Below are 26285 nucleotides of genomic sequence, written 5' to 3'. Positions count from 1 at the left end.
TGTCTTTCCGAAATATTATCATAAAGAAACTTATGATATGAGTTATCCCAAAACTTACAATGCCTAATAAGAATCGACCGACAATTTCTCTTAGTAGCATATTAGTGATGGTTACCTACTCTCCATCTACCTGTACTACTTTTATATTAAACATTTTCTTACCAATAATATAACCACTCCAAACTATTGGTAGAATCGTTAAATACAGCGCATATATAACATCCAAAAATTTACTGTCTAAAAGTTTTTATCAATGAAACGATAATACTCAGCAGTAAAAAAAGCTAGGTTAAAATTATTTTCCATAGTTGTATTCTCCATTCTCAAAATATTTAAGATTGTTGTATTTAAGCATATGAATGCAAGCCGGCGATGACTAGATTGACGAAGATTTGATTGAACATGATGGTCCCAAATCCAATGATAGCTAACCAAGCTGTTCTCTCTCCATCCCACCCTCTGTTGATGCGCAGGTGTAAAAATGCTGTGTAGAATAAGAAGGTGATTAATGCCCATACCTCCTTAGGATCCCAGCCCCAGAATCTGCTCCATGCTAAATGTGCCCAAATCATTGCGAAGAACAAACCACCTAATGCAAACAGAGGAAATCCAATAACGATAACTCGATAAGATATTTCGTCCATTAGAGTAAGGTTTACTTTTTGTGTGAGTGGCTGTAAAAGCTTTGATATACTCTTACGAGAAAATAACCGAATAAGTATGTAAAGTATGGAGCCTATAAAATAGGACCAAATTAACGTATTCAACTTTGCCGCGTCAAAAATAACTGGTACCTGTACTAGCCCGGAGAAACTCCCTTTTAATTCATCACCAGAATCATCTATTGGTAGTGCATTATTAGGTGTTACGATAGCTGGTAGACTATACTGATAGGTTTCCTGATTGCCTTGTTGATTAACAAATTGGTAACTAGCGTTATAATGGACAAAGCCAAATATTGCAGTTATAGTCACAAAACCTAAAACGACTATTAATTGATATAATACAAATTCTAAAAAAAATGTACTTGCTCCTTTTTTGTTATGGTCTACTTTCTTGATCAAATAGATTAGCCCAGTTACAAATGAAAGAGATAATATTGCACTTGCAATAGCTACTGTAATCACATGTATTGTTAACCAATTGCTTTGTAAGGCAGGGATTAAAGGTGTAATCTCCTTGGAGAACATACTTCCATAAGCTATGATTAATATAGCAATTGGCATTAAGAATAATCCAATCACAACCTGTCTATAGAGGTAATAGACTAGGAAAAAGCCACCAACTAGCATCATGCCAAAGAAGGTCATAAACTCATAGAGATTACTAACAGGAGCATGACCTGAAGCAATCCATCTTAAGACAAAATAATTTAACTGAGCAACAAATCCTAATACAGTTAGACTCAACGCTAGGGTGGTTGCTGTCTTATTTTTGGAGCGGATTGCAAAGCCAAATGGTAAAATTGCAATCAAATACAAAATAAAAGCTAAATATAAAGAAGCACTACTTATTGATGTCAAAGAATCAAAAGACATATGTATCCCCCATTAACCATTTTTTTCAGACAATTGAACCTCCATTATATTATAAAAATACATAAAAACCATTATATGGTTAATAAAAGTTAGTATTTTCAAACTACTATTCACATTTTCAACATATTTATTTTATAGGGAGTGATTTCCTTGAACCAAATCTTTCGCAATCAATTAACGTATTTGGCACTTACTTTTCTCATGATATTGTTAGGATTAGCTTCTAGAATATATGGTTATTTGCTTTTTGATGTGTTAGAGCTAAATGCTGGAGATGCACTTTGGGCAGCTATGGTTTATTTTGGAGTACGATTTATTTTAGTTACTAGACCTCCGAAGTTTTCCTTATTGGTAAGCTTAATATTTTGTTTTGCAATTGAGTTTAGCCAGATATACCAAGGAGAGTGGATTAATAGTATCCGAGGAACAACACTAGGAGCCTTAATCTTAGGGAGAGGATTTTTAATCGTGGATCTATGGAGATATACATTAGGGGTTAGCATAGCCTATGTGTTTGATATGATATTAAAGAAGTTCTTTATAAAATCCACCACCTAAGTGTGAGTACCCTTACTAAAACTGAAAGATACTAACAAAATAATCGTCTACGGGAAAATCACCTAAACAGGTCAAACCACATTTACTATAAAACTCTTTAAGCGTGACATTGCCTGCCCAACAATCTAAATACATATCTCTCTTATGCTTTTTAGAAAAGGACCAACAATAGCTAATAATATGGACACCTATATTTTTCCCTTGATATTCTGGTAATATGGCTATTCTTGCTACATATAAGCTGTTTTCCTTTATCAAAAGTTTGTTTAAACTTCGGATGGGTTTAATCATAAAAGTTCCTATTACGAGATTTTCTATTTCTACTTTATACACTAACTTTTGAGCTATTTCATTTTCTACGAGAGGGATCGGCCATGGATATGTCCATTGTTTAATATCCTTTTTCAACAACTTTAGCGTAGCTTTATCCAAAACTTCAACTACTGGTTTTATATCACTCTTTCCTGCCAAATTAATAATCATAAATGCAATCCCCCAATAAACATGTAAAAAACTTGGACATACTCTTATAAAGAGTACAATAAATTTTTTAAAATGTTAAGCTATGTTAAAGGTAGAATAATAGTTCTTTTAAGTAGCAGATTTTTGTTACTTCGAAGGCTGGACACTCTCCTCTTATACAACCCTTCCTTGTATGGTAGGAGTCATATCTGAAATAACTGACTGAACTTATTATAGGAACCAGATACTTTAGCTTTAGAAGAAAAATTTTAAAAAAGAGCCTGTATCTTTTATTACAAAGTAATCTAAGATACAGGCTTTATATTTTAGTAAAGTCAAAGACTGTGCAAACGAGTAATTAATAGATGATTGTAGTCAGATCTTTATTTTACTTGTGCCAGCACTGACTTTGACGGTGTTTCGTATTTCACGTGACCCTGCATGTTGGTGATGAAGAGACTTCCTCCTACACCATATTGACCGCCATACTTGCTGTCATACCGGTAGACTCGATATACTTCTCCAGGATTTAACACACGTTCGAAAACCAGCTTATCCCCTTCACGCTTCCAAAGATTGATTTTTTTCGTAATTGTAACGAGTCCAATTTGGCCTTTTTTCAGCTCTAAGCCTTTCCAAAAAACAGGCTTTTTTGGTATAACTTCTTCCTTTATAGGTAAAGTAGTAACAATGTTTGCTTCCTTGCTTTTATTTTTAGATTTATCCTCAGCAATTGCCGTAAAGGTATCTCCCGGGCTTGGAGCCGAAATCGAGAACTTGAAAACACCATTCTGATCAGCGAGGGTGTCCCCAATATTCCTAGACATTAGTTTGATTGTTACTTTTGCATTAGCTTCTGTTTTACCACTAATTTGCAATGACTCACTTGTCACAGTATCCAATATCGGCATCATTGGTGGGGTAACATCTTGGACGGTCGTACCGAGATTACCGCTCTCTCGTCCTTCTTCATTTTTGGAGTATATAGTAATAGAAATACCCTCCCGCAGCTTCCCGGTGTATACTTTAAATGTCCCATTGTCGCTGACTTTTTGGGATAGATCCTTAAATGATTCCTCATCTTTTGCAGTAATATAAATAGTGGTATTAGGATCTGCCGTACCTGTAATGTATTCCGTTTGGTCAGTAATACTTTCTAAATCAGGTAAGTTTGGCTTTTCCGTTTTATAAACTGGCATGGTAATCACATTGCTTTTCACTCCCAGTTTGGATTCGGCCCAAACTTGTAATTCCGTTAATCCCTTAAGACTTGGAAGAGTAAATGTTAACCATCCGGAAGGTATGACCTCTGCTATCACCTTACCATTACTAGCTATAACCACTTTATCTTCCCCGAATGAATGTACGCTCATCTTGTTTGTTTGAAGTGTAACATCCCCATTAATCGTGGGGTCTAATGGTTTATAATGTTTGTTTATAACAGTTAATAGGGTTGAATGAGTAAAATAAGGGTCAGCTGTACCTTTAATTGAGTATGTAACGGTTGTTGTCCCTGTTTTTTTCGCTAAAATATTTCCGTCTTTCGTTAGTTCAGCCACCTCAGGGTCCGAAAAAGTTACCGTCAAATCACTTGACTTAATCTCATCTCCCCAATCTTCATCACTAATCGAAACCTTTGATAAAATTGGTCCATCATATACATCGCCAATAGACATTTCTAATGGTTTTAGTTTACGTAACTCAAATTGATAAAATAGTTTAAACTTTTTTGCATTTCGTTCATCAAAAATATCAATGAAGTTATATCCAGCAAACAATGACTGCAGTACTGGTAGCTTGGTCATTTCACTTATCGAATGGATATAGTTTGATTCGGCATAAATTGTCTCCAAGGAAGGAAAAAGATTAGCATGCTCTCCTAATATGTTAATGTCGATAATTTTATTCCCATCTATATCTAATTCATTTAAGTATCGGAAAGGAATATTCGCTTGTACCAGAGGAGATAAATCAGTAATCTCGTTTCCTCTCAGATTTAGTTTTTCAATCGATGGAAATAGAACCGAAAGCTTCTCGGCCCCATTAATTGAAGAAAGTTCATTTTGACTTATGTCTAAGCTTTTAAGGTAGATCAAGGGTTCATTAATCGCACTTAACATGGAACTAGTATCCTTATTTGATATCTTTAACTCCTCTAATCTTGACATATAATTAAGATAATCATAATTGGCTTCGATATTAAATAATCGAAGAGTCTTAAGTATTGTTAACTTTTTCAAGTCATCTCCATTAATAATTTTAGGTTCATCACTAAAAGCAGAGAGAGTCAATGTCTCTAAATTAGACAGAAACTGTAAGAAACGAGAATCCCCATTAAAGTCCACAGATAATTTTTTCAACTGCGGCGCATTTTTTAATTCCCAATAGTCAGGAATTGAGACGTCATCTATGGCCAATGACGTGAGCTGTTGCATCCTTTCAATTCCAGCCAGTGAAGTAACTTGATTTCCACTTAATTGGAGCGTTTGTAAATTTTTTGATAAAGAAATCGATAGTAACGGTTCATTATGAGTAGAGTTAATCACTAATTCTTTTAAGTTCGGTAATGTAGCTAATGGAGAAAAATCATTTGAGTATGTACCATATAATTTCAAACTCTCTAAACTTTTTATATCTGCTAGTGGTGTAAGGTTAGCAACGCTTCTTCCACTTGCATGAGTGTTTTGAATATTTAACTCTTTGATGGGTAAAACAGCCAGTTTCTCCAACCCATTAAGAGTCCTGATCTCCCCAGCATACCAGTTTCCAAGTGTTAAGATTCCATTGTTTTTCTCTAAACAGCTGGATATCCGATCGATGGTGGTGTTCTCGTGAAATTGACTGTCACATAAATCAACGTAAGACGCTAACTTTTCTTGTAGAAGAGGGTCCTCTAATTTTATAACTGTGTTTCCAGCTAAATAAGAAGCATGTACAGGTGAATTTAAACTCAGTAAGAATAATGCAAAAAAAATGGTTGAAATAGTATGTTTCATAAAAGTCTTCCTCCAAAATAATATATATCTTACTATATTATCTTAGAATAATGAGTGAAAAGATATAGGGAAAATGTGAGTATTTAGCATCAAAAAAGAAAATCTCCACTTTAAGCAAAAATACTGTTTAAAACAAACTTTCTTGAGCATATAGCTTTGCTTGTTCATGGTCTTTTATAAAAATAGGAATTATGGAATTAACTCAAATATATATTTCTTATTTTTATACAGTAAAGTCGAGAGAATGAAGTGTCTCTTCGTAAGTTTAAGTACATTCATCCACAAAATCATACATATTTCAAATGTATATCAAACTTATTTACTAGGTGTAGGATAGAAGTCATAGTGCCTTTTTATGATGCATCAATCTTTATCTTTAACATAGCTGAATGTTATTTGTTACTAAAAGATAAAATAAACTAGTTCTTATTCCATCTCACGATAATTTTTGTATTAATCCTACACTCTACCGATTAAACTACTTCTTCTCTCTAATAATACGACATCTCTCCAAACACCATTAAGTTTCCCAATTTTTTTTCGAGTACCGACTATCTCAAAACTATGTTTTCTATGTAAATGTATGCTCCCTTCATTCTCGGGAAAAATCATGGATTGGATTGTCCAAAATCCTTGTTGCTCACTATCCTCTATTAGATGCTTGAGTAGCTTTCCACCAATGCCCATACCAGTAGATGAACCGTATAGATAAATACTTACTTCAGCAACGCCAGAAAAGGCTTTTCGGCTTGAAATCGGACTAAGGGCAGCCCAACCTACCACTTTCTCTTTAAACGTCGCTACGAACCTACATTTGACTGTATGGCTAGCATCCCACTCTTCCCATGTTGGAGCCTCTGTTTGAAAGGTAGCATTACCTGTTTGTATTCCCTCTATAAAAATCTCACGCACATCGTCCCAATCGCCTTCAATCATTTTTCTAATGACTATTTCTTTATGATTCATTCATTATCCCTTCATTTCTAAATATGTTTTCTCATATTATAAGACAAGCAATCTATCTAAAAAAGTTTTTTCAAGTTTTTTCTCATGAAATTAATTCAACTTTCATTTTGATTTGATGGATATCCATCTATCTACGATATTTATTATACAAATAAAAAACACTTCCTAAAGGGTTAGATCCCTTTTAAGAAGTGTTTTCTTTTAATATGCTACGACGCTATAAGATAGCGCTAATAATGCACATACGACTAGTAAAATACTCATGATGAATGAGAACAATGGCGGCATCTTTTTCGTAAAGGAATAGATACTGATTACTAGAAATGCCACTGCTAGAATACCTAATGATATCCCTTTAAAATTGGCAACAATATCCACTGTTAAAGGAACTAAAGAGCCCTGACCAGAAGGTAAAATGCCGTAAGCTTGTAAAAATGTATCTTTACTGAACGATGCATTGTTATGTGGCGGTTCCTGCTGACTCATAGCCCCAGTAGCAGCAAAAATTGCTAGCACAATAATTGATTCCAGCTTAGTCCAAGGTCTTGGATCCAGTTTTTCCTTCTTTCCAAGCTTTCTTTTCATCAAAATCCCATTAATGAAGGCATATCCTATTAACGGAAGGATGAACAAATGTTTGATGAGCAGGCTTTGGCCATATGGCTGTAACCACGAGTTTGGATATTCAGATATATTCATTGAGTAATTCATTAATGAAAGACCAGTAACGGTAATAATGGCAAAACAAAACAATGCCGTTACATGGAACCAATTTAAAAAAGGGATCCAATTCTCTTTGTTTTTAGAAAACCAAGCGACTATTATTAATATACCAACCCAAACGATAACAGTGCTAAAGTGAATAAAATGTGTAATAAAGCCTTGTATACCATATACTGCATGCGAATGGGTAGTCCAACTCATCGCTGCAACTATACCAAACAATAATAGGATTCCAATTATATAATAGATAGGAGTATTTCTATTATCAAATAAGTAAATAAAGAATCCAAGAATGATTGTTAAAATAACAGTTACAATCCAAGCTTTTCCTATTTCAAAAGTTAGCAACAATGATTTTAATACATATAAAAAAGTGTATTCCTCTAGCAAATAAACCATTAGATTTAATATTGGCATGAAGGAAAATACTGCTATTCCAGCGAGGGCTATTAGTTTAAACTTTTTAGAAACTAAAATTGCAGGTTTTAAATCAGTTGGAATTAAAGAAAATATGAAGCTGCCCATTAACAATGCAAAGCAGGAATATAGTATGGCCTCGCTAATTGTTGATAGAAACATCATCATTTCTTCTTGCGTCCATTCATCCACCATATACTAACAACTATTACTAAAGCTAATACGATAATCATACCGATGAAAAAACTGTTAGAAGATTGATCACTGTCTACATCCTTAGTTTCATTAATAGGAGCAGTCTCTTTATCTTCAGTCTCTTTAACTTGTGACTCTTCTTCAGTCACTTGCACTGGAGTTTCCTCAACAGGAAGATTTACAGCAAATGTTAGGTCTCCTTGAATTGGATGGCCATCAGCTCCAATTATATTCCACGTCAATGTGTATTCGCCATTTTCCATCCCATCTACAGAACCAGTCATAATATCATCAACTACTACAATATTTTTAACCGGAACCTCTACATTATTTGCTCCTTGTATTTTAAATGAACTTGTTTGTTCAATTTTTGTTAAAAAGGTAAGTGTAATTTCTTCTATCGGATCAGTAACAGTACTTCCGTTAGAGGGATTTGAACTTTCTAATCCCGTATGGGCAAATGCTTTCCCTCCAATTACCAGTAAACAGATAGTGACTAAAAATATGATTTTTTTCATTCTATTACCTCCAAAATATTATGTAGGTATTGTTATGTATACTTTCGAATTTAACAGTACCTTAGATTAATGTAGTGCTTACTATTACTTATACCACAATCTAAAGAAATATGTTAAAGATTGAATTTTACAATCACTTTCTTTAATATAGAAGGAGAAAATTATTTTAAAGGGAGAGAACTATATGGCCAAATCAAATGCCAAGAAAAAAAGATTACATCAGTTGAGAACAACCGGTAAAGATGTGTCATCGATGAGAAACGAAGTAGATTTTAGTACTCATGTAAGAGTGACTAAGACTAAAAAGGAAAAACTACTTCACTATAATAACAAACATAAAAAGCATTTCCAGCAAGGTGTACACCTCGAGGGAAATGCTTTTTATTATGTTCTTGCAGTTGGAATCTGAAAAGAAAGCTTTCTCCTTTGAATTTGTAAAAGGAAAACAATTGTTAGCCCTATACTAAATACTCCGAAAATCACCATCATATAAGCAAGACCTATCAAATCTAGCATTGCTCCAGTGGACAATAAGACAATTTGGAAAGAAACTCGGTCCAACATATTGCGAAAGGAGAAAAAACGACCATGATACTCTTTAGACACTTGCTTTTGGAAAATAGTCAGTGCTGTAGGATAAAAGCAGCCTATGGAAAAACCAAATAAAGCAAAGCTTACTAATGTTAAGAATGGATTTGCAACAAAGTACATAGACATTTCAGCAAAACCAATGATGAAAACAAATGTAAAAAGAATAGATTTTGTACTATATCTTTTTCCAATGTACTTAATAGCCAAGGTCCCAACCATAAAAGCAACACCCTCCACTGCATAAATGATGCCCTTGATAGAAGATGAGTCCTGAATCTCACTAATATTAATGACAATCAGGTTAAACGACCCTAAAAACAAAACAGGTATCAATGTTAAAAAGAGTGTCAGCAATACAGGAGTATTACCCTTAAGCATAGGAAAAACTTCTTTAAACCCATCCGTTCTCGGTCCATTAGTAATGATCACTTTATCCGTTCCAGCTTCATCAATTCGAAGCATAAAAGAAAATACTAATATGCCTAGATAAGCCATCAAGGAAATAATATACAATGATTGAATAGGCCAGTAAACAAGTGCAAGTCCCCCTATCGCAGTACCAGCAACTCTAGCAATGGTCGACACATTCATATGCCAGCCATTTAACTGCAGTAAATCTTCATCTTTAACAATTAACGGCAGCGTTGCCTGTAAAGCTGGGAAGTAAAAAGATGCTGACACCTGTAGGCATATTAAAAACAATAACATCCACCATATGGAACCAGTTGCAATAGCAACGAACATAAAAAACACACTAAACACTCTACCAATACCAGAAACAATTAGTACCGTCTTTTTGTTTGATTGGTCAATTATTCTACCCGCTAGTGGTCCAACAAGGATTCCGGCAAGCAAACCACTAGCGAGCAGCAAGGACTTATGAAAATCTGAAGGAACCTTTTCCTGCATAAATTCCAAGTTTCCTATGATTCCGCTCCAAAGCCCTAAACCAGCAATTAATTCCCCTATAAGAACAATCCAAACATTCCTATTTCTCCACATATCCCTTTTCCCATCTTTTAGGATTCTTCTACTGGTTTCTTCCATACTCGAAGAAGCTGCCCATCTTTCTCTGTATCTATTACAAATGATCCGTTAGAATAACGATCTGTCGGACGGAAGCTATTCACTTCAATTATTTCTTGATGTCCTCTTTCTGTTTCCACTACTAAACCTTCTGATTTGTTTGCCAAAACAACAGTAAATACGCGATGGGCGTTTGTTTTTAATTCTCGAAGCGTGACAAGTCCCCGTTTCGCGCGAACGCCAGGCTCAACTTCTGAAAGATGCATTCTCTTCACAGATCCACGATGAGTAATTAACATAATATCATCATTGCTTTGTTGTGGTACTACATTCACACTAACAACATAATCCTCATCTTTTAGATTGATGCCTTTAACCCCACTGGTTTTAACCCCTGTGATTGGCACTTCGTCTAAGGAGAAGCGAACAGAATAGCTCAAATGAGTAGTCATTAGTATTTCATCAGAAGGTGCCACTAGCTGAGCTAATATTAGCTCATCAGTCGCCTTTAATTTAATGGTTTTAATTGGTCGTGCATATCTTTGGACTACATAATCTGAAAGAAGAGATCGTTTTATTTGTCCTTCTTTAGTTGCAGTTAAAACACATAAGTCTAAATCAAATGAGTCAATGCCTATTACATTTATAATTGTTTCATTTGACTCGAGAGGTACGATACTAGATATATGCTGTCCTAGATCCTTCCAGCGGATATCCGGCAACTCGTGCACTGGTTGATAAATATAGTTTCCTTTGGAAGTAAACAACAGAAGGTGATGCTGCGTGTTGATTGACTCCTGATATAGCTGGTAATCGGACTCTTTTATAGCAAAGTCCTGTCCATTGGATGCATTAAATGATCTCAAGCTCGTGCGTTTAATATAACCATCCTTTGTAACGGTAACGATAACCTCTTCAGAAGGGATTAGCACATCTAGTGTTACCTTTATCTCTTCTATTTCATTTTCAATAACGGATTTACGCTGTTCAGCAAACTGCTTACGAACAACTTGCAACTCTTTCTTGATGGTCTTCATCAATACAGATTCCTTAGCAAGGATACTTTCAAGATTTTTTATAAGATCATTTAACTTAATCTCTTCCTCTTGAAGCTCGGTTATATCTGTATTAGTTAAGCGGTAAAGCTGCAAGGAAACAATAGCCTCTGCCTGTGCTTCAGAAAAATCATATGATTTTATCAAATTGTTTTTCGCATCTTTTTTATCCTTGGATGCACGTATCGTCTTAATAACCTTGTCTAAAATAGATAAGGCTTTCATAAGACCAGAGACGATATGAAGGCGCTCTTCTGCTTTTTTCAAATCATGAATTGTTCTACGAGTAACCACTTCTTTTTGATGATTGATGTACGCATCAAGTAGTAAAGGCAATGTCATCATGGTAGGTCTACGATTGTGAATTGCGATCATATTAAAGTTATAAGTTATTTGAAGATCAGTGTTTTTAAATAAGTATTGTAATATGCCATGAGCATCAATTTCTTTTTTCATCTCTATCACAATACGTAAACCAGTTCGATCTGATTCATCCCGAACATCTGCGATTCCATCTAATCTTTTATCTAAACGTTGTTCATCTATTTTTTTGACCAAGTTAGCTTTGTTGATTTCATAAGGAATTTCTGTGATGACAATTTGTTCTTTGCCGCCTTTAATCGTTTCTATTTCTGCCTTAGAACGTACAACGATTTTCCCTTTGCCGGTTTCGTATGCCTTTTTAATACCTTCAACACCTTGAATTATGCCGCCTGTTGGAAAATCCGGTCCTTTAATAACAGTCATAAGCTCATCCACTGTACATGCTGGGTTTTCCATACGCATTAAAACTGCATCTAGCGCTTCATGTAGAGCATGTGGAGGTATGTCTGTCGCATATCCAGCAGAAATACCAGTGGCACCATTTACTAGTAGATTAGGAAAACGGGCAGGTAGAACGAGTGGCTCCATGTCAGAGTCATCAAAGTTTGGTATATAGTCAACCGTATTCTTATTAATATCTCTTAATAGTTCATGTGAGATTGCAGAAAGTCTTGCTTCTGTATAACGCATAGCAGCGGGTGGATCTCCATCCACTGAACCGTTGTTACCATGCATTTCAACAAGCATATGACGTAGCTTCCAGTCCTGACTCATGCGGACCATCGCTTCATAAACAGAGGAATCACCATGTGGATGGTAGTTACCAATTACTGTTCCAACTGTTTTAGCTGACTTTCGGAAGGGTTTGTCGTTTGTATTCCCTTCTTGAAGCATCGCAAATAAGATACGACGCTGAACAGGCTTAAGACCATCTCGGGCGTCGGGTAATGCACGGTCTTGAATGATGTATTTGCTATAACGTCCAAACCGATCACCTATTACTTCTTCTAAGGGTAAATTTTGATATTTTTCGGTTTGTGTCATACTAATTCATCCTCCGTGTGAATTCTGTCATTTTCTAAGATGTTAGAATCATCGTCTAAACTAAAGTTTACGTTTGCTTCTATCCATTTTCTACGTGGCTCTACTTTGTCACCCATTAGTGTAGTCACTTGTCTCTCCGCTCGAGCACCGTCCTCAATAGTTACTCGTATTAATGTACGAGTGTCAGGGTTCATCGTCGTGTCCCACAATTGATCGGCATTCATTTCACCAAGACCTTTATAACGTTGCAGCATTACACCTTTTCCGATTCTTTCCATAGCAACATCGAGCTCTTTTTCCGTCCATGCATACTCAAAGACCTCTTTTTTGCCCATTCCCTTATATACCTTATATAGAGGAGGCATAGCAATATAAATGTTGCCATTTTCGATCAATGGCTTCATATAGCGATAAAAGAACGTGAGTAATAAAACCTGAATATGTGCTCCATCCGTATCGGCATCAGTCATAATAACAATTTTGTCGTATGCAATATCCTCTATTTTAAAATCTGCTCCAACTCCGCCACCAATTGCATGAATGATAGTAGCAATCTCAATATTTTTCATGATATCGGTTAGCTTTGCCTTTTCTGTGTTTATAACTTTTCCTCGGAGGGGTAAGATTGCCTGGAAAGTTCTGTCTCTACCTTGCTTCGCAGATCCACCTGCAGAATCTCCCTCTACGAGATATAATTCATTTTTCTTAGCGTTTCTTGATTGAGCTGGAGTTAGTTTACCTGATAATAACTCGGAAGGCTTACGTTTTTTCCCATTTCGAGCATCTTCACGTGCTTTTCTAGCTGCTTCACGAGCATGTTGAGCTCTAATTGCCTTACGAATTAAAGAAGCAGATAGCTCGGAGTTTTCCTCGAGGATATACTGTAGCTTTTCAGATACTACAGCGTCAACAGCACTTCTTGCCTCACTCGTACCTAATTTCCCTTTTGTTTGTCCTTCAAATTGTAAAAGATTTTCTGGTATTCGAAGAGATATGATTGCTGAAATCCCTTCACGAATATCCGAACCATCTAAATTTTTATCTTTTTCCTTCAATAAGCCTGATTTTCTAGCATAGTCGTTGAACACACGCGTTAAAGCCGACTTAGCACCTGTTTCGTGTGTCCCGCCATCTCTTGTTCTTACGTTGTTAACAAAAGATAAAATAGTTTCTGAATATCCATCATTGAATTGGAAAGCAAACTCTACTTCAATCTCTTCATGACTTCCTTCCATATAAAAAACTGGATGTAAAACGTCTTTTTCTTCATTTAAGTAAGCTACGAAAGCTTCTATTCCTGTTTCAAAGAAGAAAACGTCATGAGACTCCGTACGTTCATCAATCAGTTCAATTTTTAAACCTTTTAATAGAAAGGCTGATTCTCTAAGTCTTTCGCATAATGTTTCATAATTATATTTAGTGGTAGAGAAAATTTTGCTATCTGGCAAGAAGTGAACAGAAGTCCCTGTTTCTTTCGTTGCGCCAATTTGAGTTAAAGACTGTACTACTTTTCCTCCGTCCTCAAAGCGTTGAGCAAATTTTTTACCATCTCTATGAATTACTACATCTACATAAGAAGAGAGAGCGTTTACTACAGAAGCACCTACACCATGTAGACCCCCACTTGTTTTATATCCACCTTGTCCAAATTTACCACCTGCATGTAACACAGTAAAAATAACCTCTGCAGTGGGAATACCCGTTTTATGCATTCCAGTTGGCATACCTCGGCCAAAATCTCTCACTGTAATACTTTGATCTTGGTGTATAGTGACGATAATATGATCACCGAATCCAGCAAGGCTTTCATCCACCGCATTGTCTACAATCTCGTATACTAAATGGTGAAGACCTCTTGCATCCGTAGATCCAATATACATTCCTGGTCTTTTTCTTACGGCCTCCAAGCCTTCTAACACCTGAATATCATCATCGCCATAGCTTGTTAAATTATTATTTTTACTCAATTCGTTCCCCCCAAAAAAACAAAACGTTTGTTCTTTTTCTATTTTAAGCCTACAAACAGATTGTCATTATGTCAATAGCGCTGAAGGACAGGCCAGACTTCAATTGTAGTGAAAGTTCAATTAGAATGCAATCTACCCTTTTCTTGCATTCTCTATTCACCTAAATAATTCCTTCTTTACTTTTAAACAAAGCTTCTAACATATGTTTAAAAGAACAATCGTATAATTAGTATATCGTAAAAACTTGGATTATTTCAGTAGGAAACTTTTTAAAAGTTAAGATTTGGTCCTTCTGTGAGTTAAGTCATACTAAAATTCTGTAATATTGCTACAGTCATACTAAATGTGCACAAACTCTTATGTATATCTGTATTTATCCTCTTTTCTTGTCATTGAATAAAAACTCATGTACATGGTAAAATAAGAAAGTTATCATATTATCAGTAGATAAATATAAGGAGCACACTATGACAATAATCATTTTACTTTTACTTGCTTACATAATTGGATCAATCCCATCTGGGCTATGGGTTGGTAAGCTATTTTATAACATTGATATACGAGAGCATGGTAGTGGTAATTTAGGTGGAACTAACACTTTTCGGACACTTGGTAAAAAAGCTGGTTTAGTAGTTACAATAATGGATATTCTTAAAGGAACTGCTGCTACCCTATTAGGCTTCCTTCCGTTCTTTGCTTCAGCAAATGTACATCCTCTTATTTTAGGAATAATAGCGGTGATTGGACATATCTATCCTGTTTTCGCTGGATTTAAGGGTGGTAAGGCAGTTGCTACTTCAGGTGGTATTCTTCTAGGTTATAATTGGCCGATTTTCGTAATATTAGTTTTAGGATTTTTTATTATCTTAAAAATAACGAAAATGGTTTCATTAACATCGATGTGCTTAGCGATTATAGCAATTATTTATTCTATAGTTTATTATTTTACAGTGGAAAAGGACTGGCCGTTAATCGTTATTGTGTCGTTACTTGCTATATTCATTTTATATCGTCATCGTGCCAATATCGAGCGTATTAAAAATGGGACTGAGCCAAAAGTTAAGTGGATTTAAATTTTTGCGACAGAGACACTCTTTATTGTTAGACAAATTCTTTGTGGATTGTACTAAAATAATATAGACTAAACTCATGAAAAACAGCGAAAATATAAAGAAAGCTTGGTGGTTCAGATGAAAATCAATATCTCGACAGATGCTTTGAAATGGTTCCATGAGGAAATGGAAGCGGACAAAGGTGATAAAATTCGTTTCTACGCACGTTATGGAGGAGCAAGTCCTATGCATGAGGCCTTTTCTCTAGGTGTAACGAAGGATACTCCATTTGAACCGTCTGTAACTCTCATGCATGAGGACATCATGTTTTTTATAGAGGAAAGAGATGAATGGTATTTCAATGGCCATGATCTTTACGTAACATTCAACGACCAATCAAATGAACTTGAATATTCCTACAAGAAAAGCTAAAAAGAGGATGGTAATCTTACCATCTTCTTTTCTTTTAATAGATGAACGGTCGCAAAGTTTTCTATCCGGTTATAAAAAATTCTATCGGGCCATAAGTACCTGCTGAACGGTCATAAAAATTTCTATCCGGTCATAAATCTTTGCTATCCGGTCATAAAAAATTCTATCCGGTCATAAATCTTCGCTATCCGGTCATAAAAGATTCTATACGGTTATAAATACCTGCTAACCGGTCATTAACACCATCTCCATCTAAAAAAACAAGTCGAAATATTCATCCGACTTGTTTTTTTAATTAAAACTTGTTATTTTACTGCACGAAACGAAACCTTCTCAACTGCTCCAATAAACCTTCTTTTTTCATAATCTCATATTCATACTTTCCAAACAAATCAAAATGAGGGTATGCTTCCTTATAATCGATCCATTCTTCTTTTAAATCATACTGCTTACCCCACTCAATGAGCTTAGCAATATCGCTACAGCCCACCTTAGTTACTGTATTACATCCAGGAAAGCGTTCATCTGTCCAATAATGAGTTAAAAAAGCGATTTGTTTGTTTTCTACTGCTTGCTTCCAGCTTGTCAACTCTTCCCTCTTTATACCGAATGCCACGATTAGGATTCCTTCACAATTTCTTTATACTTACTATCCCAAGCCGCATCGATCTTTGCAAGCGCCACTGGTTTAAAATCTTCCTTTCGAACCACGACATGCTCCGTTGTTGCAGTAGAAGACAGTGTTCCATCCGTATGTACAATTTCATAGCCATAGGTTGTTCTTAGTTTTCCATGCTTTTCAATCCATGTGCGTACTTTAACATTGTCTCCGTATTTTACAGGAGCTTTATAATTTATATTTACATTGGTTACTGGTGATAAGTATCCGTCTTTCTCTAAACCAGCATAGGAGAAGCCCAAATCTTGTATAAGCTGAGTTCGCCCCATTTCTAACCAAACTAAATAGTTTGCATGATACACTACTCCCATTTGATCGGTTTCTGCGTATCGCACTTCAATTTCTTTTTCACTTATGAACATATCCTTAGTCACCTCACCTTTATTATACAAAAAGACAGCAAAAAAAGCTGTAAAGGGTTACTTTACAGCCTTCAAAGCCATCTCTTTTAATGTTTTTTTATCAATTTTACCTACATCTGTCCTCGGCAGTTCCTCTAAAAAGTATATTTTCTTAGGAACCTTATAGCTACCTAGCGTTGCTTTACAATAAGCGATAAGATCCTGTTCTGATTGTGGAGAGCTAGCGTAGGAGATAAAAGCAGTGACACATTCTCCCCACTTATCGTCCTCTATTCCAAGTACGGCAGCTTCTCTAACGTTAGGATGCTCAGCAAGAAGTTGTTCTATCTCTATAGGGTAAATATTCTCTCCTCCAGAGATAATCATTTCTTTTTTACGGCCAACTATGAAGAAATCACCTTCTTCATCAAACATCGCAAGGTCCCCCGTTTTTAACCATTTCCCTTCAAACGTGTTCACCGTTTCCTGTTCATTATTCCAGTATTGCTTAAAAACATGCCTTCCCGAAACATATAGTTCTCCAACTTCATTTGATTGACAAGGTTTCCCGTATTCATTTATTACCTTTACTTCGTTGAATTGCATACACTTACCTACTGTCCCCTTTTTGAGCCTTGCTAGCTGGGGATCGATAAAGAAGTTGTTTGGTCCTGCCTCGGTCAGGCCATAGCCTTCCTTAAACAAAATTCCCATTTTTTCAAACCTATTATATATAGCTCGAGGACAAGGTGCACCTCCTGACAAAAAACACTTAACTGTCGGAAAGATAGACTTCTTTATATATTCTGTTTCAAGCATAGCCTGGTACATCGTCGGAACAAATAACGAAAGAGTAGTCTTGTAAATATCCAAGAACTTTAAAGCTTCCTCTGCTTGGAATCTTTTACCTGTAACTACAGTGCCTCCCGCCATTAAAATAGGTATGCACAATGCATTTAGTCCCCCCGTATGAAACATAGGCATATAGTTTAGTGTGCAATCTTCGTCATTTAATCCCCAGCTGATAATTGTATTGATAGCATTCCAATTCACATTATCAAATGATAGAACTGCACCCTTTGGACTTCCCGTTGTTCCTCCCGTATAAATAATGAGCCATGGGTCATCCGGTTTCCAATCAGTGTTAAAATGAAAATCACTGTTATGGGAAACTGTTACACTCGATAACAAAAGCGTTTTATAAGTTGGGAAAAATTCGCTCAATTCTATATGATTTTCATCATAAATGATCGTCACCGGAGAGCAATTATTTAGTATATCCTGTAATTCGTTAGTGCTTAGTCGATAATTCAACGGGACATATATTAGCCCCTTCAAGCCACAAGCAAATAATATGGCAAATAGCTCAATTCTATTTTGAGAAAGCACGGCTATTCTATCCCCGGCTTCAAATCCCTGACTTTCAAAATAATTGGCCCATCCTTTTATTTGTTCCCATAATGTATGGTAGGTCCATACATTGCCACTACTGCTATCTATTAAAGCGTTCTTGCTTGGAGAGAGGATTGCCCTCTTATAAATCCATGCCTGTTCAGTAAACATCTTGGCAACGCACCTTTCCTTACATCATGATACCGCCATCCACTTGTAATACATGTCCGTGTACGTAACTAGATTCATCGGAAGCTAAAAATAAATAAGCGTTCGCAATATCTTGTGGCTCGGCCAGACGCTGTAGAGCTACAACAGACTTCATCTGTTCAATGATTTTATCTGGCATCTTCGCTACCATTTTCGTCGCAGTAAAGCCAGGAGCTACCGCATTCACATTAATCCCTTTTCTACCTAATTCTTTTGCCCATGTTTTAGTCATCCCTACTACCGCTGCCTTTGAAGCCGCATAATTGGTCTGGCCCACGTTTCCATAAACCCCGCTGACCGAGGAAGTACTGATGATTTTTCCGTATTGATTTGCTACCATGTGAGGAACAACAGCCTGTGTACAGTTAAACACGCCTTTTAGATTGACTTCTAAAACTTGGCTGAATTCCTCTGCAGTCATCTTAGTTAACATGGCATCACGAGTAATTCCCGCATTATTTATCAAAATGTGAATCTCTCCAAATTGCTCCAGTGTTTGTTCCACCATTGCATCTACACTTTCCCGATTCGCCACATCCACTTGGATAAATACTGCATTATAGCCCTTTTCTCTCATTTCTTTTTCTAGAGATTTCCCCGCACTCTGATCAAAATCAGCTAAAACCACCTTTGCTCCTTCTTCTGCAAAGCGTTGGACTGCTGCAGAACCAATACCGTTAGCTGCTCCAGTAATAATAGCAACCTTATCTTGAATTCCCATAATCATCTCTCCTCCTTTAAAAATTTTTCGATAGCTCCTAACAATTGCCCGAGATCATCGATAAGGGGAGAGTGACCGCAGTTAACTAAAGGTATATATGTAGCATTGTCTCCTAAATCTGAAACTATTTCTTGTGTCATTTCCTCTGTTACTACATAATCTCGATCTCCTCGAAGTATTAAAACTGGAATCGTTATGTCCTTTGCCTGATTGGAACCTTTTGACACCCCGTTATGATCAGCGCCAATATTAAAAGTATTTAAGCTATGATACACATCTGCTAAATTTCGTTGTGTTAGCATATCCTCTAGATACTCTTCATATAACTGCTCATTCGGTTTACTATGCGTATAAATTACAGCATCCCAAACTGCCCTTAAGCCCTCTTTATTTTTTGTATCGTACAAACCCTGCATGGCTTTCGTTTTAGACGGATCTTCTTCGATTTGCACTATAGTTTGTAATCTTTCTGTATAGTTAGGTGTACCATCTGCATTCGTACCAAAGAATGGATATCCTCTAGTGGAAGCAGAAGCCAATAAAATAAGCTTCTCGCAGTATCCGGGATTGTCTATTACAAACTGCATACATATTGCCCCACCGGTAGACCAACCGATTAAATCGAATTTTTCAAGTGCAACCGAATCTATAAAATCCTTGAGATCATTCGAAAAATCTTTTATCCCATTTACTCGAGTATAATAGGTTGAGCCTCCAAAGCCTCTCAAATCAAGGGCGATTACAGTAAAAGAATCATCAAATGCATCGATTAATACATCCCAATGCTTAGATGAAGTCATATTGCCATGAACGAGAACGATTACGCGATCACCTCCCTCTCTCTTTCTATAAGTGATAGACTCCCCATTTGCCAATGTTACTTTTTGCAATGTCATGTTCATATTTTTCTCCCTTCAGTTCCCCATTTAACAGCTATTGCTCCCCATGCATAGCCAATGCCTGCACTAACTAGAACAACAATATCTCCACTCTTTATTTTCTCTGATTTTTCCGCTAATTCCAATGATATAATTTGATCCATTTGTCCGATGTGCCCATAATCACTTAAATAAATCGATTGTTCCTTAGTTAAGCCTAACTCACCTAATACATAATCATGAGCTGATTTTTTCATATGGAGGATGGCAAGATAATCTATGTCCTTTTCACTGTATCCACTTTTCAATAATGCGTTACGAACAACTTTTAAAAAATTGTCCATAGATTTTTGTTCTAATCTTGCCTTCATCCCCTGTGGGTCCATTACATCTAAACGATACATACCGTTTTCCAAGAGTTCAGAGGTTAGAGGTTGCTTGGTTCCCCCAACTGGCACCAACACGTCCTCTGAAAAAGAGCCGTCCGTGATTATATCTGACTCTAAAAGAATATTTTTATCGTAATTTCTTTTTAAAATCATCGCCGCTCCTCCTGCTCCCAGGTTAAACATGAAACGAGTACTTTCGTTTGTATAATCAATAAAGTCACTGTTTCGATATCCTCCAGCAAGTAAAACCGTTTGGATAGAAGGATCAGCCAACATCATGCTCTTTGCCACCTTCATCGCCATAATTGTTGTTCCACAGCGTAGTGCAACATCAAAAGCCCAAGCGTGAAAGGCTCCTAGCTCCTCTTGTATCTTAATAGCAGCTGTCCACAGGGGGTATTCCTTATGTTCTTCCCCTATATAAATAATTAGATCGATAGATTTTGGATCCACATTTCCTTTTTGTAACGCTTTTTCTGCTGCCCATATTCCCATAGCAACTGTATGATCGTCTCTCCCTGGTATCGGCTTTTTTGATATACCCATTTTATATTTGACGACTTCTAGAGGGAGATTGGATTGTGTAGCGATATCTTCAGCAGTCATAACTGCTTCAGGAATATATATACCAGTACTGACAATTCCTATGCTCATTTAGCTAACTCCCTTCTTTTAGGAGCAACTTCAACTTTATGTTTCTTGTTTTTCCTTTTCCAAAAAGCTTGTTGAATAGTACCAACAATGCCTCTAGGAAAGAAAATAACAGCGAGAATATAAACAACCCCGAAGAATATGATCCATCTTTCAAAAATCGGATGTTCTTTTGCAAGTCCGGAAAGATAATGCTGAGCTAGCTCTATAACCCCTGCGCCTATAATTGGACCTATTAATGTGCCTACTCCACCAATAATTGTCATTAGTAAGGCATCGAGCGTAATATCCATTGTGAGCACGCTTGTATTAACAAAGCGTAAGGATATTGCATATAACGAGCCAGCAAGACTAGCAACTACTCCGGCAACTACTGAAGCAATTACTTTATAATGAAGCGTATTGAATCCAAGTGACTTGGTTCTTTGCTCATTTTCCCTCACTGCAATCAAAACCTTACCAAGCGGAGAATCTACAAATCTTCTTAAAAATAGGTAAACTAGCAGGAGGCTTCCAAGCACAAATAAATAAAACACCATGCGATCTCTAAAAACCTCGGGGGCTCTAAATGTAAAACCGTCATTTCCATAGGTTAAGGTTCTCCACTTTTCCGCAAGGACGAGAAACAGGCCGGATACTGCCATGGTCAGCATAGCAAAGAAGTGACTTTTTAATCGGAGCGTCAACAACCCAACTAAAAAGCTGATGACACCTGCAATAACCATCCCTACAGCTATTGAAAGTAAGAATGTTCCAACTGTAGACTCAAAATGATTTAACATAATCGCCGTCGCATATGCTCCCATCCCGAAGAACATAGCGTGACCGAAAGATACAATGCCAGTATAGCCGAGCAAAATATCATAGCTCATCGCTAATATAGAAAAGATGAATATTTGAGTCAATAGTATAGTCCATGTCCGAGAGTCTGAGACAAATGGAAATATGGTAAATGCCGCGACAATTACTAACAGCACTCCATGTTTAATTTGAAATGTAGATTTTAACTTCATCCTTGTATCATCCTTTCGCAGTAAACAAACCTTGCGGACGGAAGATTAATACGACTGCCATAAGCAGCATATTGACCGCAAGTGATAGAGCTGGAACATAATACGCCATGAAGCTTCCTGCTAAACCTACTAGAATAGCTGCCAGCAATGAACCTGGAAAGCTACCCATTCCTCCAATGACCACCACGATGAAGGCTAATATCGCATACTCCATTCCCATTTCAGCGTATACAACTCCAGAGTAAGGTGCCATTAAAGCACCTCCTAAAGCCGCGAGCGCTGCACCTGTCATAAATACATACAAAAATACCTTTTTAATATTAATACCTAACGCCTGCACCATTTCCTTATTCATCACACCAGCACGTACTGTCAGTCCGATTTTCGTACGCTTTAAAATAAATTGAAAAATACCGAATACGATAAAACCAATGCTAATGATAAACAAACGGTATTTAATAATAATGACATCTCCAAATTCCCAGCTTCCAGCTAACAAAGGTGGAACTTTTGCTGCCATCTGATTTGGTCCAAAAACGACCTTCAGCATTTCAGAAAGCACAATCATAAATCCTAAAGTTATTAATATTTGTTGTACATGGTTCCCATAAACAGGTGTAATAATTAGCTTTTCCGTTATAAAACCTAATATTACACCTGTTAAAATGGCTCCTATAATCGCTAAGGTAAAGCTATCCGTCAAACTGTAAAACCAAACACCAGAAAAAGCTCCCCAGGCAAATAGGCCCCCATGTGCAAAGTTTAAAACATCCATTAATCCAAATATCAAGGTTAATCCAGCTGCCAATAAAAAAATCAACATGCCTGTCGCCAATCCGTTTATCAATAAATTGATGATTAACTCCATGTAGCTTCCTCCTTCACCCGATACCGAGATATTTTCTTTTCAATTCTTCATTTTGGATAAGCTCGCTTATTTTTCCCGACTGAACAGTTTCACCATCATCGATTAGTGTATATGTATCTCCGATTTTGCTGGCCATCATAAAATTTTGTTCTACCAGGATAATGGTTGTTTGCTTCTTCATTTCAATAATTGCTTCCATAACCTTTTCAATAACGACTGGTGCTAGGCCCTTGGAAGGTTCGTCTATCAGTAAAAGATTACTTTCATTTACAAAAGCCCTAGCCATCGAAAGCATTTGTTTTTGTCCTCCAGATAAGTGTCCACCATTCTTTTTCCAAAACTTCTTAAGATCTGGGAATAGCTCTAGGACATATTCTTGTCTTTCTTTTGCAGCATCATCTTCCTTACGCATGGCTACCTTTAGATTTTCCTCGACTGTTAAAGCTCCGAAAATACCTTGATCCTCCGGTACATAGCCGATACCGCCTGATGCAATCTGGTGTGTATGCTGGGAGATAATAGACGAACCCGCGTATTTAATGATCCCTTTAGAGGCAGGTGTGAGGCCCATTATTGTTTTCAAAGTGGTCGTTTTCCCTGCACCGTTTCGACCAAGCAGCACACTCACCTCTCCAGCCTTTGCTTCGAAGGAAACTCCCTGTAAAATGTGATATTGCCCTATAAACGTGTGTACGTTATCTAATTTAAGCAAGGTGCTCATCGTATAACCCTCCCAGATATGCGTTTTGAACAGTTTCATTGTTCATGATTTCTTTAGGGCTACCATCAGCAAGCAGCCTTCCATTGAACAAAACCATGATAGAGTCAGAGAGATCTAAAATCATATCCATCTTATGTTCAATCAACAAAATCGTCTTGTTACCCTTTTGCTTAATCTGCTTTATCACATCCAATATAGCCGGAACCTCTTCTAAGGACATTCCAGCTGTCGGTTCATCCAACAATAGTACTTCCGTATCTAAAGCAAGAAGCATGGCAATTTCTAATTTTCTCTTTTCTCCATGAGAAAGCTCATTGGCAAGTGCATTAGCTTTCTTAGACAGTAGAACTATCTCGAGTAATTGTTCCGCTTCAGTCCGAAATTCTTGATAGCTACTGAAATGACGAAGCATCTGATAGCGGACTTTCTGCTTTGATTGCACAGCAAGACGTACGTTTTCCATGACAGTCAGATTAGGAAAAACATTCGTTATTTGAAAGGATCTACCTAGTCCAATTCGAGTCCTCTCTATGGAGGAATACTTAGCCATAGATTGACCTTTAAAGAAAACCTCTCCTTCTGTTGGCTTCAACTCACCGCTGATTAAATTAAAAAAGGTTGTTTTTCCTGCACCATTTGGGCCGATAATGGATTTAAAGTGTTTGTTTGGCATAACAAAATTTACATGATCTACTGCTGTCTGGCCGCCAAATTTGATTGTCAGATTTTCAGTTCTTAATATAGGCTCCATACGATTTGACTCCTCTCTTCTATCACTAACCTTGCTTTAGAAAGAGTCTATAGCAAGGTTAGTGACAGGCCTAATGAATGTTAGGCTGTCACTTGCTTCAATATAGTTACTTCTTATTTAAAATTGGTGGTTCCGTTTCCTCAGGTGACAATTCACGAATCAGCACTGGTACTGGGTAAGCAATGCCTTCCTGCTTTTCTAACTTAATAGAATATAAGGATTGCAGGGCTTGATGATCATCCGGACGGAAAGTCATTTTTCCTTTAGGTGTTTCAAAGGACATTCCTTCCATCAATTTAATCAATTCATTCGCATCCGTATCACCATCAGATTTTTTTAAAGCTTCTACTATGGCAATCGCAGCTGACATCCCTCCAGGCGTGAATAAATCTGGTACTTCTCCATTGAAACGCTTTTTATGTTCATCTACTAACCAATCATTTATCTTATTGTCTGGTAATGTGTGATAATAAACCGAGAATCCTTCCATACCAACTAGCGGTTCCATAATAGAAAGTGCCGGGATATCTGGTGCGCCAGTAGAGATTTTAATACCTTTGTCTTGCAATTTTAGATCAGCAATTTGGTTCCATGGGGAGTTAGCACCAGCCCAAACAACAAACAGATAGTCTGGTTTTGCTTGAATCACCTTTTGTAAGTTCGATGTAAAATCCGTAGCGGCAGGGTCAGCGTATTCTTCTAATACAACCTCTGCTCCTAACTTTTCAGCTGCGGCTTTAAAGGCAGAAACCCCATCCCAACCGAAGGAGTAATCAGGCGCAAATGTCGCTATCTTTACTCCCTTTTTTGCAATAGCAGCTGCTCCTGCAACCGCATCCTGTGAAGAATTACGAGCAGTACGGAATATATATGGATTAAACTCTGATCCAGTAATACTGTCTGCAACTGCTGGTTCAACGATCATAATCTTTTCATATTCCTCTGCAAGGGGGAGAACTGCTAATGTATCACCGGAGCTAGAGGAACCTACTAAGAAATCAACCTCATCTTCTTCCAAAAGCTTCGTTGCTTTTTGAACCGCAACCTCAGGCTTAGTTTCTGTATCCTCAAATACAACCTCGATTTTTTTTCCTGCTACCTCCATCGTTCCGTCCGTAGCATACTCTAAGCCAAGCTCAATACCATTTCTGGTTTGCTTTCCATAGGACTCAAGCGCTCCTGTTAAAGAGGCAAGAACCCCAATTTTAATAGTCCCGCCTTCCGTCACCTCACCCGAAGCAGGAGTGGTTTCACCGGACTTCTCACTAGATTTAACAGAATCCTCACTACAAGCAGCAGTAAAAATAAAAACCAATAATAGCGTTAAAAATAAACTCCATTTTTTCAATATTCCATACCTCCCAAATAATTTTGTAAGCGCTCTCATGCTTCGCTTTAAATGTACAAAATAGGAGTTACAAATAAGTTACAAGATTGTTTTGTATTAGCATGTTTATGACGAAGACATCAGGGGCTTAAGTGGCTTAGTTACTTTTTTATGTTTGTTTATGGAAAGATTACATTTTATAAGCGAGTAAGATCCACCCTCGCTTCCTGCATATACTAGGAGTTTTATAATATTTTACATATGAGTCCATTTCATAAATAGCGTTTTACCGATTATACACGAACATTATTAGGTATTTTTTGTAGCGAAGTTGGCGACTCCCGTGGGATGAGTGATACAGATAAGCCATCATATCCGCGCGCGTTAGCGACGGATGATGGCTTATCGCTCTCCCCACCGAAAGCGTCCACCTAAAGCGGTATTCAATTATTCTTAACACTTAAAAAGCATATGTTTTTC

24 protein-coding genes are annotated in these 26285 nt (G+C 36.9%); 4 read left to right on the top strand and 20 right to left on the bottom strand.

Annotation, left to right across the window (positions count from 1 at the left end):
* Window positions 1-347: 347 nt before the first annotated feature.
* Window positions 348-1538, bottom strand: coding sequence for a c-type cytochrome biogenesis protein CcsB (gene ccsB / locus MKY94_RS10405; protein WP_342577039.1), 1191 nt, complete (start codon window positions 1536-1538; stop codon window positions 348-350).
* A 141-nt stretch (window positions 1539-1679) separates the two neighbouring features.
* On the opposite strand from ccsB, the gene MKY94_RS10400 reads away from it, so the two are divergent.
* Window positions 1680-2096 carry a DUF2809 domain-containing protein gene (locus tag MKY94_RS10400; protein WP_342577038.1) on the top strand — a complete coding sequence of 139 codons (417 nt, stop codon included), beginning with the start codon at window positions 1680-1682 and terminating at the stop codon, window positions 2094-2096.
* A gap of 15 nt (window positions 2097-2111) precedes the next feature.
* On the opposite strand, the gene MKY94_RS10395 is transcribed toward MKY94_RS10400, so the two are convergent.
* The 5 genes from MKY94_RS10395 to MKY94_RS10375 form a co-directional block, all read right to left on the bottom strand.
* Window positions 2112-2579 (bottom strand): GNAT family N-acetyltransferase, encoded by a 468-nt coding sequence (locus MKY94_RS10395; RefSeq protein WP_342577037.1) that lies wholly within the window; start codon window positions 2577-2579, stop codon window positions 2112-2114.
* Between the two features lie 362 nt (window positions 2580-2941).
* The gene (locus MKY94_RS10390) at window positions 2942-5554 is read right to left on the bottom strand and encodes an Ig-like domain-containing protein (protein ID WP_342577036.1); all 2613 of its coding nucleotides are present in this window, start codon (window positions 5552-5554) and stop codon (window positions 2942-2944) included.
* A gap of 459 nt (window positions 5555-6013) precedes the next feature.
* The gene (locus tag MKY94_RS10385; protein WP_342578635.1) at window positions 6014-6520 is read right to left on the bottom strand and encodes an N-acetyltransferase family protein; all 507 of its coding nucleotides are present in this window, start codon (window positions 6518-6520) and stop codon (window positions 6014-6016) included.
* A gap of 201 nt (window positions 6521-6721) precedes the next feature.
* Window positions 6722-7855 (bottom strand): CopD family protein, encoded by a 1134-nt coding sequence (locus MKY94_RS10380; RefSeq protein ID WP_342578633.1) that lies wholly within the window; start codon window positions 7853-7855, stop codon window positions 6722-6724.
* A complete protein-coding gene (locus tag MKY94_RS10375; protein WP_144536439.1) occupies window positions 7825-8373 on the bottom strand; it encodes a copper resistance CopC family protein in 549 nt (182 codons plus the stop codon). The genes MKY94_RS10380 and MKY94_RS10375 overlap by 31 nt, the downstream gene beginning before the upstream one ends.
* 184 nt (window positions 8374-8557) lie before the next feature.
* Between MKY94_RS10375 and MKY94_RS10370 the strand changes: the two genes are divergently transcribed.
* Window positions 8558-8782: a hypothetical protein gene (locus MKY94_RS10370; protein ID WP_151109851.1), complete on the top strand. Its 225-nt coding sequence runs from the start codon at window positions 8558-8560 to the stop codon at window positions 8780-8782.
* Here the strand turns inward: MKY94_RS10370 and MKY94_RS10365 are convergent.
* Genes MKY94_RS10365 through parE form a run of 3 tightly spaced genes read right to left on the bottom strand, consistent with a single transcriptional unit; the run spans window position 8758 to window position 14380 of the window.
* Complete coding sequence (locus MKY94_RS10365) at window positions 8758-9966, bottom strand: MFS transporter (RefSeq protein ID WP_151113666.1); 1209 nt, start codon at window positions 9964-9966, stop codon at window positions 8758-8760. The two genes, MKY94_RS10370 and MKY94_RS10365, sit on opposite strands and share 25 nt — an antisense overlap.
* A 17-nt stretch (window positions 9967-9983) precedes the next feature.
* The gene (parC, locus tag MKY94_RS10360) at window positions 9984-12413 is read right to left on the bottom strand and encodes a DNA topoisomerase IV subunit A (RefSeq protein WP_151109853.1); all 2430 of its coding nucleotides are present in this window, start codon (window positions 12411-12413) and stop codon (window positions 9984-9986) included.
* A complete protein-coding gene (gene parE / locus MKY94_RS10355; protein ID WP_340863156.1) occupies window positions 12410-14380 on the bottom strand; it encodes a DNA topoisomerase IV subunit B in 1971 nt (656 codons plus the stop codon). The genes parC and parE overlap by 4 nt, the downstream gene beginning before the upstream one ends.
* Before the next feature lie 467 nt (window positions 14381-14847).
* Between parE and plsY the strand changes: the two genes are divergently transcribed.
* Entirely contained in the window at window positions 14848-15453 is a 606-nt protein-coding gene (plsY, locus tag MKY94_RS10350) for a glycerol-3-phosphate 1-O-acyltransferase PlsY (RefSeq protein ID WP_144536447.1), read from the top strand.
* Window positions 15454-15570: 117 nt separating this feature from the next.
* Window positions 15571-15864, top strand: a complete 294-nt coding sequence (locus tag MKY94_RS10345; protein ID WP_144536449.1) for a HesB/YadR/YfhF family protein — start codon at window positions 15571-15573, stop codon at window positions 15862-15864.
* 310 nt (window positions 15865-16174) lie between these two features.
* On the opposite strand, the gene MKY94_RS10340 is transcribed toward MKY94_RS10345, so the two are convergent.
* From MKY94_RS10340 to MKY94_RS10290, 11 genes are all read right to left on the bottom strand, one after another.
* Window positions 16175-16480: a hypothetical protein gene (locus tag MKY94_RS10340; protein WP_144536451.1), complete on the bottom strand. Its 306-nt coding sequence runs from the start codon at window positions 16478-16480 to the stop codon at window positions 16175-16177.
* A 2-nt stretch (window positions 16481-16482) separates the two neighbouring features.
* A complete protein-coding gene (locus MKY94_RS10335) occupies window positions 16483-16905 on the bottom strand; it encodes a thioesterase family protein (RefSeq protein ID WP_144537192.1) in 423 nt (140 codons plus the stop codon).
* A 57-nt stretch (window positions 16906-16962) separates the two neighbouring features.
* The gene (locus MKY94_RS10330; RefSeq protein ID WP_342578632.1) at window positions 16963-18447 is read right to left on the bottom strand and encodes an AMP-binding protein; all 1485 of its coding nucleotides are present in this window, start codon (window positions 18445-18447) and stop codon (window positions 16963-16965) included.
* A 19-nt stretch (window positions 18448-18466) separates the two neighbouring features.
* Entirely contained in the window at window positions 18467-19207 is a 741-nt protein-coding gene (fabG, locus tag MKY94_RS10325) for a 3-oxoacyl-ACP reductase FabG (protein ID WP_342578631.1), read from the bottom strand.
* Window positions 19208-19209: 2 nt separating this feature from the next.
* A complete protein-coding gene (locus MKY94_RS10320; RefSeq protein WP_342578677.1) occupies window positions 19210-20103 on the bottom strand; it encodes an alpha/beta hydrolase in 894 nt (297 codons plus the stop codon).
* Window positions 20104-20105: 2 nt separating this feature from the next.
* Window positions 20106-21128 carry a 3-oxoacyl-ACP synthase gene (locus tag MKY94_RS10315; RefSeq protein ID WP_151109859.1) on the bottom strand — a complete coding sequence of 341 codons (1023 nt, stop codon included), beginning with the start codon at window positions 21126-21128 and terminating at the stop codon, window positions 20106-20108.
* A complete protein-coding gene (locus tag MKY94_RS10310) occupies window positions 21125-22138 on the bottom strand; it encodes a branched-chain amino acid ABC transporter permease (RefSeq protein ID WP_151109861.1) in 1014 nt (337 codons plus the stop codon). The genes MKY94_RS10315 and MKY94_RS10310 overlap by 4 nt, the downstream gene beginning before the upstream one ends.
* A 7-nt stretch (window positions 22139-22145) precedes the next feature.
* Complete coding sequence (locus tag MKY94_RS10305; protein ID WP_144536461.1) at window positions 22146-23006, bottom strand: branched-chain amino acid ABC transporter permease; 861 nt, start codon at window positions 23004-23006, stop codon at window positions 22146-22148.
* A 13-nt stretch (window positions 23007-23019) separates the two neighbouring features.
* Window positions 23020-23727, bottom strand: a complete 708-nt coding sequence (locus MKY94_RS10300) for an ABC transporter ATP-binding protein (protein ID WP_342578630.1) — start codon at window positions 23725-23727, stop codon at window positions 23020-23022.
* Window positions 23711-24478, bottom strand: coding sequence for an ABC transporter ATP-binding protein (locus tag MKY94_RS10295; protein ID WP_342578629.1), 768 nt, complete (start codon window positions 24476-24478; stop codon window positions 23711-23713). The genes MKY94_RS10300 and MKY94_RS10295 overlap by 17 nt, the downstream gene beginning before the upstream one ends.
* A gap of 106 nt (window positions 24479-24584) precedes the next feature.
* Window positions 24585-25826, bottom strand: coding sequence for a substrate-binding domain-containing protein (locus tag MKY94_RS10290; protein ID WP_342578628.1), 1242 nt, complete (start codon window positions 25824-25826; stop codon window positions 24585-24587).
* Window positions 25827-26285 lie beyond the last annotated feature (459 nt).

The organism is Psychrobacillus sp. FSL K6-2843 (assembly GCF_038626375.1).
Lineage (GTDB): Bacteria > Bacillota > Bacilli > Bacillales_A > Planococcaceae > Psychrobacillus > Psychrobacillus faecigallinarum.
Note: the sequence above shows the minus strand (reverse complement) of the source record. Positions and strands in the feature narration are given on the sequence as shown.